Origin of the sequence: Sediminitomix flava (genome assembly GCF_003149185.1) — a bacterium.
Classification (GTDB): domain Bacteria; phylum Bacteroidota; class Bacteroidia; order Cytophagales; family Flammeovirgaceae; genus Sediminitomix; species Sediminitomix flava.
In genome coordinates, this window is record NZ_QGDO01000005.1 from 50,969 (window position 1) to 66,275 (window position 15,307).

Here is a 15,307-nt window from a genome sequence, read left to right on the forward strand (position 1 = left end):
TATGTACGAATAGACCTTTAAAAAGTTTAGATTTATGCTTTTGTAGGTGCTTCTCCTTTAGCTACTTTTAATAGAAATAAACCTTCTGCAATTGCCCAACAAGGTGTAAAAATAAATGCTCCTAAAGCTACTAAATAGATAAGCGGTAGGATGACCAAAACATGAGCAAAGACTGTTGTGATATTACCTAAACCAAATAAAAAGCCAAAGAACACAACATACTTTGGTACAACTGGATTAGAATATGCAAGGCAAGCAATCCCTATAGCCCAAATTCCAGGAAATCCCATCGATAAAATAAATAAGTGGAGATTGGTGATTCCAAAAGTCTTGATGCTATGTCTTATATTTTCATTTCCCAAATTATATTGTTCTACCAAATATGGAATTCTACTCATGTCTTCCACTGATTGAAAAAAGCTAATTCCATATCCGATAATTGCAATTAAACTCAACCAAGTGACGGTACTTTTATTTTCGGGCCTTGTCACTCTGTAAATGGCTAAAATGACTCCAAGCATTGCCAAATTACCTAGAATCATTAAGTATTTGAGAGTGATGAACAGGTATTTGTAATCAGGGAATTCTTGAAAATAAGCATCAGTTGGAAGGTAAGTGGCAATAGAGCTAGGCAAGATAAATGCACAAATTGTCATGGCTAGGTAGCAGAAGCCTGCAACGAAATTGAAATAAGCTCCTTGTTTACAACTTTTTCTTAGATATTCATCTTTCATATTTCTTTCTGATGATTCTTATCTAATTAGCTTTAATCAAGCTTTAAAGGTTCAGTTTTGTATCAGTTGCTCTGATATATCTTGTGTTTATTTTCAACTTCTTTGTCATTATTTTATTTTCGTCCAAATAATGAAAAGTATGAACTGGATAAACAACATAAAAGGCATTCTTTGTGATTTAGATGGAGTAGTTTACACCTCTAAAACTCCAATTGAAGGCTCAATAGAAGCTCTAAGAATTATAAATGATAAAGGCATACAAATTCGATTTGTTACAAATACTTCGGGTGCAACTCCTGAGATGATTCAACAGCATATGCAGAATATGGGTATTACAGTAGAGGCTTCTCAAATATTTAATCCTCCTTTTGCTGCTGCTGATTATCTAAAGGCTCAGAACTATAAGACTTACTTGCCTATAATTAGAGATTCAATAAAATCCTGTTTTGACTTTTTAGAAGAGGACGACCAAAATACAGATGCAATAGTTGTGGGGGATATTGGGAGTAAATGGGATCATAAACTAATGACAACTCTTTTTGAACACATTTTGAATGGAGCTGATTTTGTGGCTTTACACAAGGGACGATTTTGGAAGAAGAAAGACCATTTACAGTTAGATATAGGGGCTTTTGTTCATGGTTTGGAGTATGCGACAAATTCTGAAGCCAAAGTTATGGGAAAGCCTTCTGCAACATTTTTTGAGCTAGCTCAAAAAAGTATGGGATTGTCAAAAGATGAGGTATTAATGGTAGGGGATGATGTGTTGAGTGATGTTGGAGGAGCTATGAATGCAAAAATCAGAGGTGTTTTAGTGAAAACAGGAAAGTATAATGCCTCATTTACTGCGAAGTCGGGAGTGACGCCAGATTTAATTGTCGAAAATTTACTGGATTTAGCATCTAAGCTATAAAAAATAGGGCAAGTGAAAACTTGCCCTATTTTTATCTTAATTGATATCATTATAGCCTAAATCATTGGCAAGAACAGTCATTTGATTTTTTAGCTCAGCTAGCTCTTTCAAAATCTGATCTTGCTCTTCAAAATCTGTTGAAGTCATCAAATCTTTTTGTCTTTGTTCAAAAAGATATTTTTGTCTGACATATTTCCAGTGAGCAATGGTTTTAAAAACAATTTGTTCAAGATCCTCGTCTTTTTCAGGGACAAAAATCTTAAATTTTTCAAGCCAATTCCTACTCGCTTTAGGACTAATCTTTAAAATATCTTTACATGCATTTCTGATTAGTGGATCAGAGTGATTTTTAAAGAAGTCTATATCAATATTTTTTGAGATAATGATTTCATTCTTGTAAGTATTAAAGATGTCTCTCAAGGTCGGTGAAATAAAGTATGCATCACCAATATCTTCAATAATATGACTTAAAACAGAGATGTTTTGAGAATCTACCTCAGTACCTTTCTCCAAGATCACTCTTATCATTTCAAGTTCTGCAATAAATAATCTTTCGTTATTTGCTTTTTGAACTTCTAAGGGAACATTAATAGATTCTCCTGAAACAAATGAAGGAAACTCAGGCTCTTTGTATTCCTGTTTACCGATTGGAGGTAAGGGCGATACACTTGGGGCTTCATCTGTAGGAATATCCATATATTCTGGAGGAGGCATAAAGGCTTCCTGAGGAGGATAGTCCATTGGAGGTGGAGGAGGAACCGAAGAAGGGTCTTGTGTAGGAATTGGGGCATCATAAATTGGAGGCTCCCAAGATCTACGTCCTTGTGTTCTACGTTTTTCCTCTTTCCAAATCTTCTGTTCTGCAATCTTACGTCCTTCTTCTTTTAGAATGTCTTCGTCAATCTGTAGAAGTGAACTACATTCTTTATAGAAGAATGATTGCTTGATTGGGTCTGGTATTTTAGAAATACTCTCTACGATCTCTCTAGTGACAGCGGCTTTTTTGATCGGGTCATTTAAAGCCTCGTCGAGTTGGAGATTTGTTTTAAAGAGAATAAAATCTTGATGATTCTGCTCTAAGTATTCTTGGAACTTTTCACCACCTAAACCTCTACAATAACTGTCGGGGTCTTCTCCATCAGGGAATCGGACAGCACGAACATTTAACCCTTGCTCGAGTAAAAGGTCAGTACCTCGCAATGAAGCTTTGATACCCGCATCATCACCATCATAAAGTACAGTTACATTTTCAGTAAACCTTTTGATTAGCTTGATCTGACCTTCTGTAAGAGCTGTACCCGATGTTGCTACAACGTTGTGAATTCCTGCTTGATAAAGGGTAATTACATCAGTATATCCTTCTACCAGATAGCAATTGTCTTTCTGTCTGATCTCATTCTTCGCTTGAAATAATCCATACAGAACTTGCCCCTTGTGATAAACAGGTGTTTCAGGTGAGTTGAGATACTTCGGCTTTTCGTCTTTCTTAAGTGTACGAGCACCAAAGGCGATAGGCCTTCCCGAAAGATCATGAATAGGGAAAATTACACGTCCTCTGAATCGGTCGTATTGTTTTCCTCCTTCTTTCTGAATAATCAGACCAGCTTCTTTCAGCAATTCTGCTTGATAGCCCTTTTCCAAGGCAGCTTTTTCGAAGGCATGCCAATCGTTGATCGTATATCCAAGTCCGAATTCTTCTATTGTACCTTCTCTGAAACCTCTTTCCTTGAAATAACTCAGACCGATGGATTTCCCTTCCTCGGAGTTCATCAGATTGTCATAGAAAAACTCTTGAGCGAATTTTAAGACAATGTGAAGACTTTCTTTGTGTTTCTGAGCTTTTTCTTCTTCGGGTGTGACTTGTGTCTCTTGAATTTGTACACCAAATTTCTGAGCAAGTTTTCGGATAGATTCTATATAAGAAATCCCCTCAATCTCTTGCACGAATTTGATGGAATCACCACTGGCTTTACATACAAAACAGTGATAGAAATTCTTATTGGGTGCAACCGAAAAAGAAGGCGTATTATCTTGGTGAAAAGGACATAATCCCCACCAGTTGTTCCCATTTTTTTTGAGATCAACATAATCGGAAACTACATCGACAATATCTAAGGCATCTTTTACCTCTTGTATGCTTTTTTCGCTAATCGGCATAGAACAATTACAAGATGAAACTTGGTGAAGGGCTATTCCGTTGGAAAGTAGATTCGCCGTTTTTCCAAGCTGACTAAAACATGGTATTTGGTGTTAAGAAAACGCAATTTACACAATCTTTGATCGAAAGTTTTCACTTTTTGATGAAGGAAGTTTAATTTTCCATTCTTAGCAATTAGACTAAAGTCATATGAAACTGAAATTGAACTTATATATATCATTCATTTTCTTCTCATTTTTTTATTCAAATACTGTTTTTGCACAAAAAGTAGACACAGGTAATTTACAAGGAGAATGGATCGGGCAAGTAAGTACAGAGCCTTACCCAGATCTCTTGAGTCTTCGAGTGATGGATAGTACAGTCTTGGCAAAAATGTTCTACAATAATGTGGACTTGATTCCACTTATTGATTTCAAAACACAAAATGATTCGCTTTCTTTTTCGATCAATTCGTTGGATTGGCAAGGGGAGTTCTCTGGTTACAGAGAAAATGAAAATACTATCAGAGGAAAAGTTAGAGCAGGAGGGGAAGATTTTCCCTTTCATCTCAGAAAAATGGCTGCAGTAGGCTTAGAAGATATGGCCGATATGGTCGGTTATTTTTCTTTTGATGCCAATCATGTAGTAGAATTGAATCCTTTAATGATGGGAACTCTTGCTGCTCCTATCGAGATACTAGACTATAAAACAGGAAAGCGTAGAATGGCAATTCCTGTTGAAGAAAATGTGTTTGAGGCAGGGCCTTCTATGTATAATTACTATCCTTCATCTCTCCAAATTGTGAGTCATAGAGACTCGGCAGGAGCTTTGATGAGCATCGATTTGATCGATTTAGAAAGTAAGAAAACTTATACAGGAGGTAAACGATTACAGGGATTAGAAAGAGTAGAAGAAATACAAGTTGAGAGTGAAGGAAGCCCACTTTATGGCACAATTACTTATCCTAATATCAAAGAAAAAGCCCCTTTAGTCATTTTTGTGCCAGGTGCAGGTGTGCAAGCTAGAGGTAATACGTTTGATGAATTTGTGCGAATTTTGCCTTATTATGGCTATGCAACTTTAGTTTATGATAAAAGAGGTTGTGGAATGTCTGAAGGAGATCGAAACAGTAGTTTTGATACTTTAGCATCAGATATTTTAAGCTTTGTAGATCAGTTGGTACAGAATGATTCAATTGATGCAGAACGTATTGGTCTGGTCGGTTTTGATCAAGCAGGTTATGTGATGCCTATTGCATTGAATAAATCAGATAAATTAAAGTTTGCAGTGAGTGTTTCTTCTCCTACAGTTGGGATGAAAGCCCATGAGAAATTTGCATTAAAGCATCGTATGGAAGGTGATGGTTTTGATGAAGAACAAGTGAATGCTGCTATTTCTTATCTTGATCAATTTTTCAATTATTGGGAGGGGACAGTTTCAATGGATGAATTAGAAAAGGATGCTAAAAAAATTGAGGATAGAGCTTTTGCCTCATACCTTACCATGCCAAGCAATAAAGCATATATGGCTTGGTGGGAGAAATTCTATAATTTTGACCCTGCTGAAGAATTGAAAAAAGTCAAGCAACCTTATTTAGCACTTTACGGAGCAGATGATGTATTGCTATCTGCAAAAGAAAATGCACATTTAGCAAAGAAATATTTGAAGAAAAACTCTGATAAAGTAAAAGTTGAAGTTTATCCAAAAACGAATCATATGATGTTCTTGGAGGCAAATAGAGGTGATGTTCAGCTTTCAGAAGTCACTGGATATACTCCTGAAGTCTTTTATCAAATTATAGATTGGGTAGATTTTTATTTAGGGAAAGATAAGCCTTAAGTAAATTTTGAATAGACAAAAATGGGATCTCAATTGCTATTGAGATCCCATTTTTTATAACCTTTAAGAAATTATTATTCAGCTGATTCTGCTTGATCAAATGGAATATCTTTCTTGAGTTGGTGTACTTGATCTTTTGGAAGTTTTAAGTCACCAATAATGCTATAAATAGTAGGATTACTCATAGCAAACAGGATAATGGCGATAATGTATACCCCTGCGGCAGCCTCCGTTCCATTTAAAAGATAAACAACTGCAGCCATTACTGTAGTGATTTCCATTTGGATAAACTTTTTGATATTTGATTTCAACAGAATATGAAGTTTATCAGAGAGTGTAGGCAGTTTACGATGCTCCGTAATATTCTTTTGATAAATAATGTAAGCAATTACAGCATTTATAACACAGATTGCTGCCAAGACCCATAAGAATGTATCAGACAAATCCTCAAATGGAGGATGGTAGTTTCCTTGTTTACTCTGCGAGTATGTGTATAAGAATAATGGTAATGTAAGTGCAGTCATTGCATAGAAAATAACTCTGATGCGATCGACTATTGGGTATGGAGATTGAAATTTGCTCATTTTAAATATCTAATTTTTTGGAATGCAAAAGTAAAGAAAGTGAATGATGCTTCAAAATCAATTCACTTTTGCTTGATCTTTGATTAGATAGCTAAAGAGTCTCTCAATTGATAAAGTTCTTTCCAAATAGGGTGGGAGTGTGACTGAGGACTGGCAATAGCCATTATTACTAACGCATTTTTAGCCCTTGCTCTGAAAGTATTCACTTCCATTTTTATGTTAATTGCTTGACCATTGGTAAAGGTATCAATAAAAGACACATTTGCCTCAAAGCTACTTTTGCTTAATTTCTTTACTTCTACAGCAATAAGTTCGGGTTGAAGTTGCATTTCTTTACTTGTAGCAACTGCACAATGCAGTCCTTTATAATACTTTTCTAGGATGTCTTTCAGTTCTTTTTCCTCAATTTTTTTAATGTCATCCAATTCGAATGCAAAAGCGTAAGAAAAATAGCCTTCAGCATTTGTATCGAACATACCTGGTGCAAAACGTAATTCTTCGAAGCCTTGATATTTAATTTCTGGAGCAAAATCTAAAGGGAAATCAATCTTTTCATATTTCCAATCGGAAGGCCCTTTAAGGTATGTTGCTGTTTCTTGTGCAAAAAGTGATTGAGCTAATAATAAAGCAAAAATGGATAAAATGTACTTTTTCATGTGGAAATGTGTATCTGTGTTAGTTTTTTCTATTTGTAGATACAAAAGTACAATTTTTTAGAAAAGAAATTGATTTGAGTTCCTAAGAGCTTTTAATATGTAAGTTTTAGATAATAAATTCACTAAAAAAGCCTCTATTCGGTGTGGAATAGAGGCTTTTAAATTTTATGGCTGTAAAATATGATTAATCTCTTTTACTTGATTTAGAGGGTTAAATCGTACTTCAAAGGCTTTTCCTTTAGTTGTGAAAACAGTGCTTTCACATTGTGAACCTTGTTCGTAGTAGTAGAGATAATATTTTTCATGTCTTTTAGACAAACTCACAAGATCAGGTTTTCCAAGAACTCCTCTAATTTGTGACTCTGATAAACCAATCAATTTCTGTTTTATATTGATCAGGTTATCTTTCAAGGCTTTTCTTTGATCTTTACAAGCTAACCGATCATTCTTCCAAACTTCACTATCAAATTCCTCTTTCGAGATGTTACTACTACAAGCAAACCCGAAAAGGCAACTGACTCCAAGTATTAAAATCCAATTTCTCATTACAAAAAATATGCAGTTGACAATCTACTCTACAACTTGAATGGTTAGAAAAAGTTTGAATCTATTTTATAATCTGACACCAAGTAGCATGATATCATCAATTTGCATTTCATCACCTTTCCAATCTGTAAATATTTTTTCCATTACTTCTTTCTGCTGATGCATAGGGAGTTTATGGATTTTGTATAAATCTTCTCGCAATCTTCTAGCCATGTACTTTCTGTCTTGTGGTCCTCCAAATTGATCTTGGAAACCATCTGAGAAAAGGTAGATTACAGTAGACTCACTGATGTCAATAAAATGACTATCATAATTGACCGTACTACCCATCAGTTCACCACCAACTGAGCGTCTGTTTCCTTTAACCATCTTTAATTCATTGTTTTGGACATAAATTAAAGGTGTTTTGGCTCCAGCATATTCCAATTCCTCTCTTTCATCATCAATAATACAAACGGCAAGGTCCATACCGTCATTCATCCCAGTAGTTTCCTGATTCAGGGTAGTGTAAAGACTTTGATGGAGGTCTTCAATGATTCTGTTTGCTGAGCAAGTATTACTTAAACACAGTTTGTCTACTACAGAGTCAAGAAGGTGAATACAAACACTACTCATTAATGCTCCAGGAACACCATGTCCCGTACAGTCAGCAGCTACTAAAAGTGTACGACCATCATTCAGTTTTCTGACTAAGTAGAAATCGCCGCTTACGATATCTCTAGGCTGATAGAAAATAAAAGAATAAGGGAAGTGACTAGTGAATTCTTCTTTAGTAGGAAGTATGCTTCTTTGAATCCTTTTTGCATAGTTGATACTTGCCGAGATTTGCTCATTATTTGAAGAAATCAGCAGCTTTTGTTTATTCAACTGATTAAATGAAAAACTAAGCATATCTGTACTTGCGTTAAGTTCTTCAAGTGTATCTTCAAGAATCTGCTGTGATTCTTTTCGGATTGTAATGTCTTGTACGATTCCTTTTACTGCATATACTTTAGAGTAACGATCTAAAACAGGAACGATAGTACATTCAAATGTGAGATAATGACCTTTAAGATGCTTTAGTCGTACTTCTGTTTTTTCAGATGTATCTCCATTAAATACTTTTTCTAAGAGCGAATCTATAGGTTCTGAAGTTTGAACACTGTGGGTTACTTCTACAAAATTCTTATTATGAATATCAGAAATTTGATAGCCTAATAAATCCGTAAATGATGGGCTTATGTATGTGACTTTATAAGACTGATCTAAAGAGAAAAATATAAATTGGTGTCTAAAATTATGAACTAGGTCTTTGTAAAATTCTTTCTCGGCTACGTCTTTAGGCGCTGTTGCTATTTCACTCTTTTCTTTGTCGAATTCGGCTCTTCTACCTATTCTAAAGCTTGAAACAGTAATTGGTAGAAGTAATGTGTTAAGGCCTAAGGCAAATTCAGAGATTCTGAATAAGACACCATGGTAAAGACTGCTTTCGAAAGTTGATATTAGAATAGCTGCTTTAACCAAAAATAGAAGCCCAAAACACATCAGTAAGAACCCGCTTTTGGGAACTTTTCGGATAATACAAGCAAGAATAACAATAAGGTTGAAGAAAAGACCAAATACTAAAGTATAAAGAGCATTTTGGGAGTTATTGCCAATACCCAATACCATCATTGGAATAGCAGTAACTGCGAAAAGCATCATTACCCAACTGATCTTATTCAACCAAGGGAAATGCAATCCAGTTTGTAAAAAGCTATTGGTGTAGAACAGTCCGAAGATGATAAATAGAGAACTGCCAATAACCTGTGAATGTGGAATATATTGTAGAGGAACAAAAGCAATTTTATGAAGAAGAAATCCGCTATCTAAATAAAACAAAGCAACACTTCCTAATAAGAAGGTAAAAAGTGAAATAATACTCTGTTTCGGTAAGAAGAAAACAAGACCAAAACTAGCGCAGAAAATAATTGATATAAGAATGAAAATAACTGATGAATAAGTATTCTTTATATCAATAGTGTTTTTAGAGGCTTCTGAGCTTTTAATTATCAATGTTTGATTACTGCGATCTTCATCATCATAGATTGAGATATAAACTTTAGCAATTGATTTAGCTTCGATACTTTGTTTAGAAAGTAAATGAAATGAAGAGCTTGTAATTGTAAGAGATTCACTCAAGTTTACACGTTGCCAAACTTGATTTTCATCTTGAATATAGATGAACGCAGAATCAATTAAAACATCAGAAAGCTCGATAGTCCAAGCAGTTTTTTCTGTCTGATTGTCTAGGTTTAATACAGCCCAAAATGCCTTGTCATCTTTTGGCAATTCTAAATTATCCCACTCTTTATTTTCAAAGTGATTTTGAATAAGGTCAAATGATAGGTCTCTAGGAGTAGAATGCCAAGTTGGATGTGTGTGATATATTTCTTTCTGCTCATTGAGATGAACAATCTGATCAGCAAAAGCAGAATTTGTAATCCACAGTCCAATAATAAAAAGTAAGTATCTCATCAGTAGTAAGTCATTTGGTGTATCCTTAGCCTTCTTTTTTAGTTTTCGGATCAGAAGATTCAAAAAGATATGGTAAAAGATAAATCTAACCTTAGAAAAAGAACTATTCCCTTATGAATTAAGGCAAATAATTATCAAAAAATATCAATTAAGAATGTTTAGAGACAAAGCTAAAATGAATTTTGGCTTTATTTCATCTTAAAAAGACAGATAAAAGTATAATACCGAAATAACATTTCAAAAAATATCAATTGATTTTTAAGAATACAGCTGATTTAAATACCAGTAAAAAGATATAAGTAAAATGGATACCTTAATTAAAGCATCCATCTTATTCTAAAATCTCTATTAATTGTATACTTTAGTTCGTTTCTAGCTGTTTTTTCGATTGTATAGAAAGCTGGACTTTTTCGAAAATCCAATAAGATACAATTGCTGAAATTACGCCATTTAGCGGTGGAATACCTGGCAAATACTGAGCGGCTAAAACTCCCATTACCCAAGCGACAATTGCCGTCCATCTAATTTTTTGAAAAGTATTGGATGTATAGTCACAGTAAACGCCTTTTTTTACTAAGAAATAGTCTGCAATAATTACTCCTCCAATAGAAGGAAGCATAGTGTTAAGGAAACTCAACCAGCCTACAAAGTTATTGTATAACCAGAGAGCAAGTAATGTTCCTAGCACACCATTGATGAGTACAACTATTTTTTTAGGAAGTTGAGTGATATTAGAAATACCAAGTCCAGAGGCATAAAGAGCATTATCATTCGTAGTCCAGATGTTAAGACCAAGCACAATCATTGCAATTACAATCATACCTTGCTGCATCAATACATTTGAAATATCAGACTCTTTGTAAAATGCAGCTCCGACTGCTCCAAAAATAAACATCAACGAATTCCCTAAGAAAAAGGCTATCAGAGTTGTTGATACGGCTGTTTTCTTATTTTTTGAAAATCTTGTGAAATCGGGTGTCAATGTACCTCCACTGATAAATGTAGCAACACACATACTAATGGCTGTGTACATCGGAATTGTTTCTGTTGGTTGAATATTGAAGAGTGCGTCTGTGCCTCCAAAATCAAATAAAGATTTTCCTACAGAATAACATCCTAAAACAGCAATTGAAGGAACAGCAATGAAACTTAGGATTGTCAATGATTTAATTCCGAAAAGTGCTGTAAGTGTCATGACTAAACCCGACACAATAATGATGGTTTGTAAATCCCAGCCTGTCACTTTTTGAAGAGGTAATGCGAACATCGCAACACCTACACCAAACCAGCCTACTTGAGTCACACTCAATAAAATTGATGGAAGGTGCGCTCCAACTTTTCCGAATGAATATTTTGCTAAAAGGTGTGTAGATAATCCTGTATCTGCTGAGATATATGCGAGCGATGCTGTGTAAATACCCAGAATTAAATTCCCGAAAAGTACCGCAATAATAAATTCAGAGGCAGTTACCTTTGTGCCCAATTCTCCTCCTGTCCACATACTAGCAGAAAAGAAAGTGAATCCAAGCATTAGAACTAGCATTGGAAGGAACCCTTTCTTGTGTGATTCTTTTACTTTGCCTAATGCAAAATCTCGGTCTTCAGTTTGTGACATATTAAGTGTTTTGTTTGTAGTTCAGTTTTAAAATAATTGGAAGTTAGTGATAGTTCTTATAGTAGTTTCTGAAGTTTTTTGATTTGTTCTTCGCAGATACTTTTGAGGTTTTGGTTACCAAATCGTGTTTGGTCAAGTTCTGGAAAACGCTCTTCTAGATATGTCTCAAATGTATCCTTATCACTTAATTTTAATACCTCACTCCAATATTCTAAAACATCCTCTAGGTATTCTTGAACATGAAATGCCCTTGAACCAGCATCATAAATTGTACACCTTTCAAGGGGGAAACTAGGAGCTTCATATTGTGATTCTATAAACTCAGGAGCCATTAAAGAATCTTTTCGAACAAGGTCGGTTCCCGTTATTTTTATTTGGAAAACACTTTCTGGAGTTGGGATTTCAAATCGACCTTCCAAGTAACAAAGCATTGTTTTTTGATAGTTTGGAAACGCTTTTCTGAGTTTTTGATCCGTTTCTTCAAGTACATCGTCGGTAATTGGGCCACCATAGGTGAAAAATGTTAATGATCTTAGCGTTTTGTTTTGCTTTTGTGCTTCTTTAATCATGATTTCCATCCCATGTTTGAGACTAGTTCCTGTCGCGACTACATCTCCAATCACAATGTCAGCATCATTTGGGAAATATACTTTTTTGTAATCAGATTCTAGAATATGCCATTCTTCAGAATCTTCTGACACTCGACTTCTTTGGGCTGAAATAAATGCAGAGTTATGTAGGTTCCATGAGTAAGCATCAGCTAAAGCTTCTCTGAGGTCAAAATTAAGCCCTCCTCTAAGAATATTGTAAACTACTGTTTGCTTTTCTTCAAGCTCAAAAACGTGTTCTTCTTTAATTATTTTAAAGAATTTAGAACAGGATTTTCTTAAATTGCGAGTATATTCTATTCCTAGTACTAATGGATCATTACAAATGGCTCTTGATTCTGGGGTAGACAAGATGAAACGTTCAACATTTGTAGACTTTTCATCTGCAATTTTGTAGAGGGAATTTTCTTTCTGATTTCGGATCTCCTGAAGCATGATAAAACATTATTTGTTTTCATAAAGAAGCCCTCAAAAACTAAATAAGTTTAGCTTTTGAGGGCTCGGGCGGAGAAAATAATCTGTTGTTCAGACTATGATCTTTTCACGACCGCTTGCCTGAGGGTGCAATTTAGAGAATCTTTACTCGACCTTAAAAAGTCTTAAAATTCATTTGGAAAATATAAAGGACGATATAGAACCAATCCGTAAGATTATCCATGTAGATATGGATGCTTTTTATGCATCTGTTGAACAAAGGGATAATCCAGATTTACGAGGTAAACCAATAGCTGTAGGTGGCGATTCTAAAAGGGGAGTTGTAGCTGCCGCAAGTTATGAGGCACGTAAATTTGGAGTTAGGTCAGCAATGTCTTCTGTTGTAGCCAAAAGGAAGTGTAAGGATTTGATTTTTGTGAGAGCAAGGTTTGAGGTGTATAAGGAAGTTTCGGGGCAGATTCGGAGTGTTTTTGAGAAATATACAGATTTGATCGAGCCACTTTCATTGGATGAGGCTTACCTTGATGTTACAGAAAATAAACTTGAAATAAAGTCTGCAATACGTATCGCACAATTGATCAGACGAGAAATTAAGGAGTTGACGGGGCTTACGGCTTCAGCTGGAGTTTCTTATAATAAGTTTTTAGCCAAAACGGCTTCTGATCTTGATAAGCCTGATGGACTTTCGGTCATTCTACCAAACCAAGCTATCGAATTTCTTGAGAATTTAGCCATTGAAAAGTTTTATGGTATTGGAAAAGTGACATCCAAAAAAATGAAATCTCTGGGTATTCATAGGGGGAAAGATCTTAAAATGTGGCCTGAAAGTGAGTTAAAAAGATTGTTTGGTAAATCAGGTAGTTACTATTTTAATATTGTTAGAGGAATAGATGGTAGGCGTGTTATTTCGAGTCGTGAAAGAAAGTCAGTAGGAGCAGAGCTTACTTTTTTTGATGATTTGAATACTATTGATGAGCTAACAGAGAAACTTCAAAAAATTGAAGAAATTTTGTGGAAACGTATTGAGAAAATTCAGAAAAGAGGAAAAACCCTTACCCTCAAAGTGAAGAATTCTGATTTTACGGTCTTGACAAGAAGTAAAACAGTCGATCATTTAATCCAAAGTCAATCTGAAATTAGAGAAATCTACATGGAACTACTCAATGAATGGAATGAACAAGATTTTCAGATAAGATTGTTGGGTTTAAGTATTTCGAATTTATCTACTGGAGAACCTAAGAAAGAACATATAGTAAGACAGCTTAAAATCAACTATGAAGGTTTTTGATTACTTATGCTTTCTTCATTTGCTATTAATTCATCAATCATTTCATCCGTCATTATTTCTTCATTTTCGGCTAGATTTGCAAACTCGTACGGCAAGTTGATACATATAGTCGTGCCTCTTTCTAACTGACTGAAAGCGCGTATTTTTCCATGATGTTTTTCAATAATTATCTTAGAAATTGATAATCCTAAACCAGAGCCGTTTAACTGTTTGACATTTTGCCCTCTATAAAATGGGTGGAAAAGGTTTTTCATATCTCCTTGTGAAATACCAATTCCAAAGTCTTTTATTCTTATGAAAACATTTTTTGCATAATAAGAAATGAAAATAATTGGTGCTCTTTGTCCTTCCGAATATTTTAATGCATTAGAAAATAGATTAGATAAAGCATTTTTGAAGTATTCCGTATCAAGGTAGATAGGGACTTCTGTTCCTTCCATAATTACTTCTACGCGTCGTCTTTCTTTATCACTGATTTGTAACTGTGCTGATAATTCATGGCAGAGCATTGATAACCTAGTCGGGACAAAATGTAATTGCATTTGCTCAGTTTTTTTCATGTACAATACATCTTGAAGGAGGTGATTCATTTGTCCTACAGCATATTCAATTCCTTGATAAGCCCTATTCGACATCTCATTTTTTTTCATTTCCTCATTCTGACTACTGATTTTTTGTAGGATTTGAATATTGCTTTTGATAATGGCTAGTGGTGTTTTGAATTGATGAGAAGCCATTGAAATAAAGAATGATTCCATTTCGGTCAATTCTCTTTGTCTTTGTAAAGCTGTTTCAGCTTGTTTTTTTGCGACTTTCAAAGATATATTTTGATAAGCAACTTGCCTTCTTTCTAATTCAAAGTTTCGTTTAAAAGTGTTGATAATGAGTATGATTGCAAAGAAGGAACAGATGACCACGATAAAATCATCAACAAATCGAATTTTATCAGTAGGGAAATGATAAGTATGATCAGGATAGACATAATCCATAATCATTAGAATTGCCAAATTTACAATGATTAGTAATCCGAAAAGAATATGTTTTTTACTATCAGTAAAATGAAAAAGTAGAATGGTTATCACATAGAAAATTAATATCGTACCTGTTCCTTTCCATCCATCAGAGAAAAAGTATATCACATTAAAAAGAAAAAAAGTAAGGATAAACCAAGGGATGACTATTCCTTGATACTCACCTTTGATTTTGGAACGGTAATAGAAATAAACGTAAGTGAGTGCGTTTATGCTTAAGAAAAGCATAAGCATGGGTGAATGTAAGAGTAGGTTAATCGCAATGTTGAATGCACATATAAATACAAAAGCGATTAATGATGCAATGTTTAGGGTTCTATGCTCTAGAGGGAAGTCTTTGGGGTGACCACTAAAAAAATAAATGAAATCTTTAAAGTAAGTATCGATTAGGCTATTAAAATTCTTCAAGGTGTTCCTAGTTAGTA

The 15,307-nt window shown here is 34.7% G+C and carries 12 protein-coding genes; 3 read left to right on the forward strand and 9 right to left on the reverse strand.

Annotated elements, in window-relative coordinates; all coding sequences use genetic code 11:
* Window positions 1-32: 32 nt before the first annotated feature.
* On the reverse strand, window positions 33-734 hold the full coding sequence (locus BC781_RS17725) for a DUF4386 family protein (RefSeq protein ID WP_109620296.1): 702 nt from the start codon (window positions 732-734) through the stop codon (window positions 33-35).
* 139 nt (window positions 735-873) lie between these two features.
* Here BC781_RS17725 and BC781_RS17730 point away from each other — a divergent pair, with 139 nt between their 5' ends.
* A complete protein-coding gene (locus BC781_RS17730; protein ID WP_158281516.1) occupies window positions 874-1,647 on the forward strand; it encodes a TIGR01458 family HAD-type hydrolase in 774 nt (257 codons plus the stop codon).
* A 36-nt stretch (window positions 1,648-1,683) separates the two neighbouring features.
* Here the strand turns inward: BC781_RS17730 and dnaG are convergent, their stop codons facing one another.
* Window positions 1,684-3,804, reverse strand: a complete 2,121-nt coding sequence (dnaG, locus tag BC781_RS17735) for a DNA primase (protein WP_109620300.1) — start codon at window positions 3,802-3,804, stop codon at window positions 1,684-1,686.
* A 190-nt stretch (window positions 3,805-3,994) separates the two neighbouring features.
* On the opposite strand from dnaG, the gene BC781_RS17740 reads away from it, so the two are divergent.
* A complete protein-coding gene (locus tag BC781_RS17740; RefSeq protein WP_109620302.1) occupies window positions 3,995-5,623 on the forward strand; it encodes an alpha/beta hydrolase family protein in 1,629 nt (542 codons plus the stop codon).
* A gap of 74 nt (window positions 5,624-5,697) precedes the next feature.
* On the opposite strand, the gene BC781_RS17745 is transcribed toward BC781_RS17740, so the two are convergent.
* From BC781_RS17745 to BC781_RS17770, 6 genes are all read right to left on the reverse strand, one after another.
* Window positions 5,698-6,207, reverse strand: a complete 510-nt coding sequence (locus BC781_RS17745) for a hypothetical protein (RefSeq protein WP_109620304.1) — start codon at window positions 6,205-6,207, stop codon at window positions 5,698-5,700.
* A gap of 83 nt (window positions 6,208-6,290) precedes the next feature.
* Complete coding sequence (locus BC781_RS17750; protein WP_109620307.1) at window positions 6,291-6,863, reverse strand: hypothetical protein; 573 nt, start codon at window positions 6,861-6,863, stop codon at window positions 6,291-6,293.
* Between the two features lie 165 nt (window positions 6,864-7,028).
* On the reverse strand, window positions 7,029-7,409 hold the full coding sequence (bamE, locus tag BC781_RS17755) for an outer membrane protein assembly factor BamE domain-containing protein (protein ID WP_109620309.1): 381 nt from the start codon (window positions 7,407-7,409) through the stop codon (window positions 7,029-7,031).
* A 66-nt stretch (window positions 7,410-7,475) separates the two neighbouring features.
* Complete coding sequence (locus BC781_RS17760; RefSeq protein ID WP_109620311.1) at window positions 7,476-9,905, reverse strand: SpoIIE family protein phosphatase; 2,430 nt, start codon at window positions 9,903-9,905, stop codon at window positions 7,476-7,478.
* 361 nt (window positions 9,906-10,266) lie between these two features.
* Complete coding sequence (codB, locus tag BC781_RS17765) at window positions 10,267-11,520, reverse strand: cytosine permease (RefSeq protein ID WP_109620313.1); 1,254 nt, start codon at window positions 11,518-11,520, stop codon at window positions 10,267-10,269.
* 56 nt (window positions 11,521-11,576) lie between these two features.
* Window positions 11,577-12,563, reverse strand: a complete 987-nt coding sequence (locus tag BC781_RS17770) for a type I phosphoribosyltransferase (RefSeq protein ID WP_109620314.1) — start codon at window positions 12,561-12,563, stop codon at window positions 11,577-11,579.
* A 175-nt stretch (window positions 12,564-12,738) separates the two neighbouring features.
* On the opposite strand from BC781_RS17770, the gene dinB reads away from it, so the two are divergent.
* On the forward strand, window positions 12,739-13,851 hold the full coding sequence (gene dinB, locus BC781_RS17775) for a DNA polymerase IV (RefSeq protein ID WP_262510268.1): 1,113 nt from the start codon (window positions 12,739-12,741) through the stop codon (window positions 13,849-13,851).
* Here the strand turns inward: dinB and BC781_RS17780 are convergent.
* Window positions 13,836-15,290, reverse strand: coding sequence for a sensor histidine kinase (locus BC781_RS17780; protein ID WP_146201723.1), 1,455 nt, complete (start codon window positions 15,288-15,290; stop codon window positions 13,836-13,838). The two genes, dinB and BC781_RS17780, sit on opposite strands and share 16 nt — an antisense overlap.
* Window positions 15,291-15,307: the final 17 nt, after the last annotated feature.

Bases quoted from the DNA above. Each gene is read 5' to 3' on its own strand.
- BC781_RS17725 (WP_109620296.1), bottom strand. From the start codon at position 734: ATGAAAGATGAATATCTAAGAAAAAGTTGTAAACAAGGAGCTTATTTC.
- BC781_RS17730 (WP_158281516.1), top strand. From the start codon at position 874: ATGAACTGGATAAACAACATAAAAGGCATTCTTTGTGATTTAGATGGA.
- dnaG (WP_109620300.1), bottom strand. From the start codon at position 3,804: ATGCCGATTAGCGAAAAAAGCATACAAGAGGTAAAAGATGCCTTAGAT.
- BC781_RS17740 (WP_109620302.1), top strand. From the start codon at position 3,995: ATGAAACTGAAATTGAACTTATATATATCATTCATTTTCTTCTCATTT.
- BC781_RS17745 (WP_109620304.1), bottom strand. From the start codon at position 6,207: ATGAGCAAATTTCAATCTCCATACCCAATAGTCGATCGCATCAGAGTT.
- BC781_RS17750 (WP_109620307.1), bottom strand. From the start codon at position 6,863: ATGAAAAAGTACATTTTATCCATTTTTGCTTTATTATTAGCTCAATCA.
- bamE (WP_109620309.1), bottom strand. From the start codon at position 7,409: ATGAGAAATTGGATTTTAATACTTGGAGTCAGTTGCCTTTTCGGGTTT.
- BC781_RS17760 (WP_109620311.1), bottom strand. From the start codon at position 9,905: ATGAGATACTTACTTTTTATTATTGGACTGTGGATTACAAATTCTGCT.
- codB (WP_109620313.1), bottom strand. From the start codon at position 11,520: ATGTCACAAACTGAAGACCGAGATTTTGCATTAGGCAAAGTAAAAGAA.
- BC781_RS17770 (WP_109620314.1), bottom strand. From the start codon at position 12,563: ATGCTTCAGGAGATCCGAAATCAGAAAGAAAATTCCCTCTACAAAATT.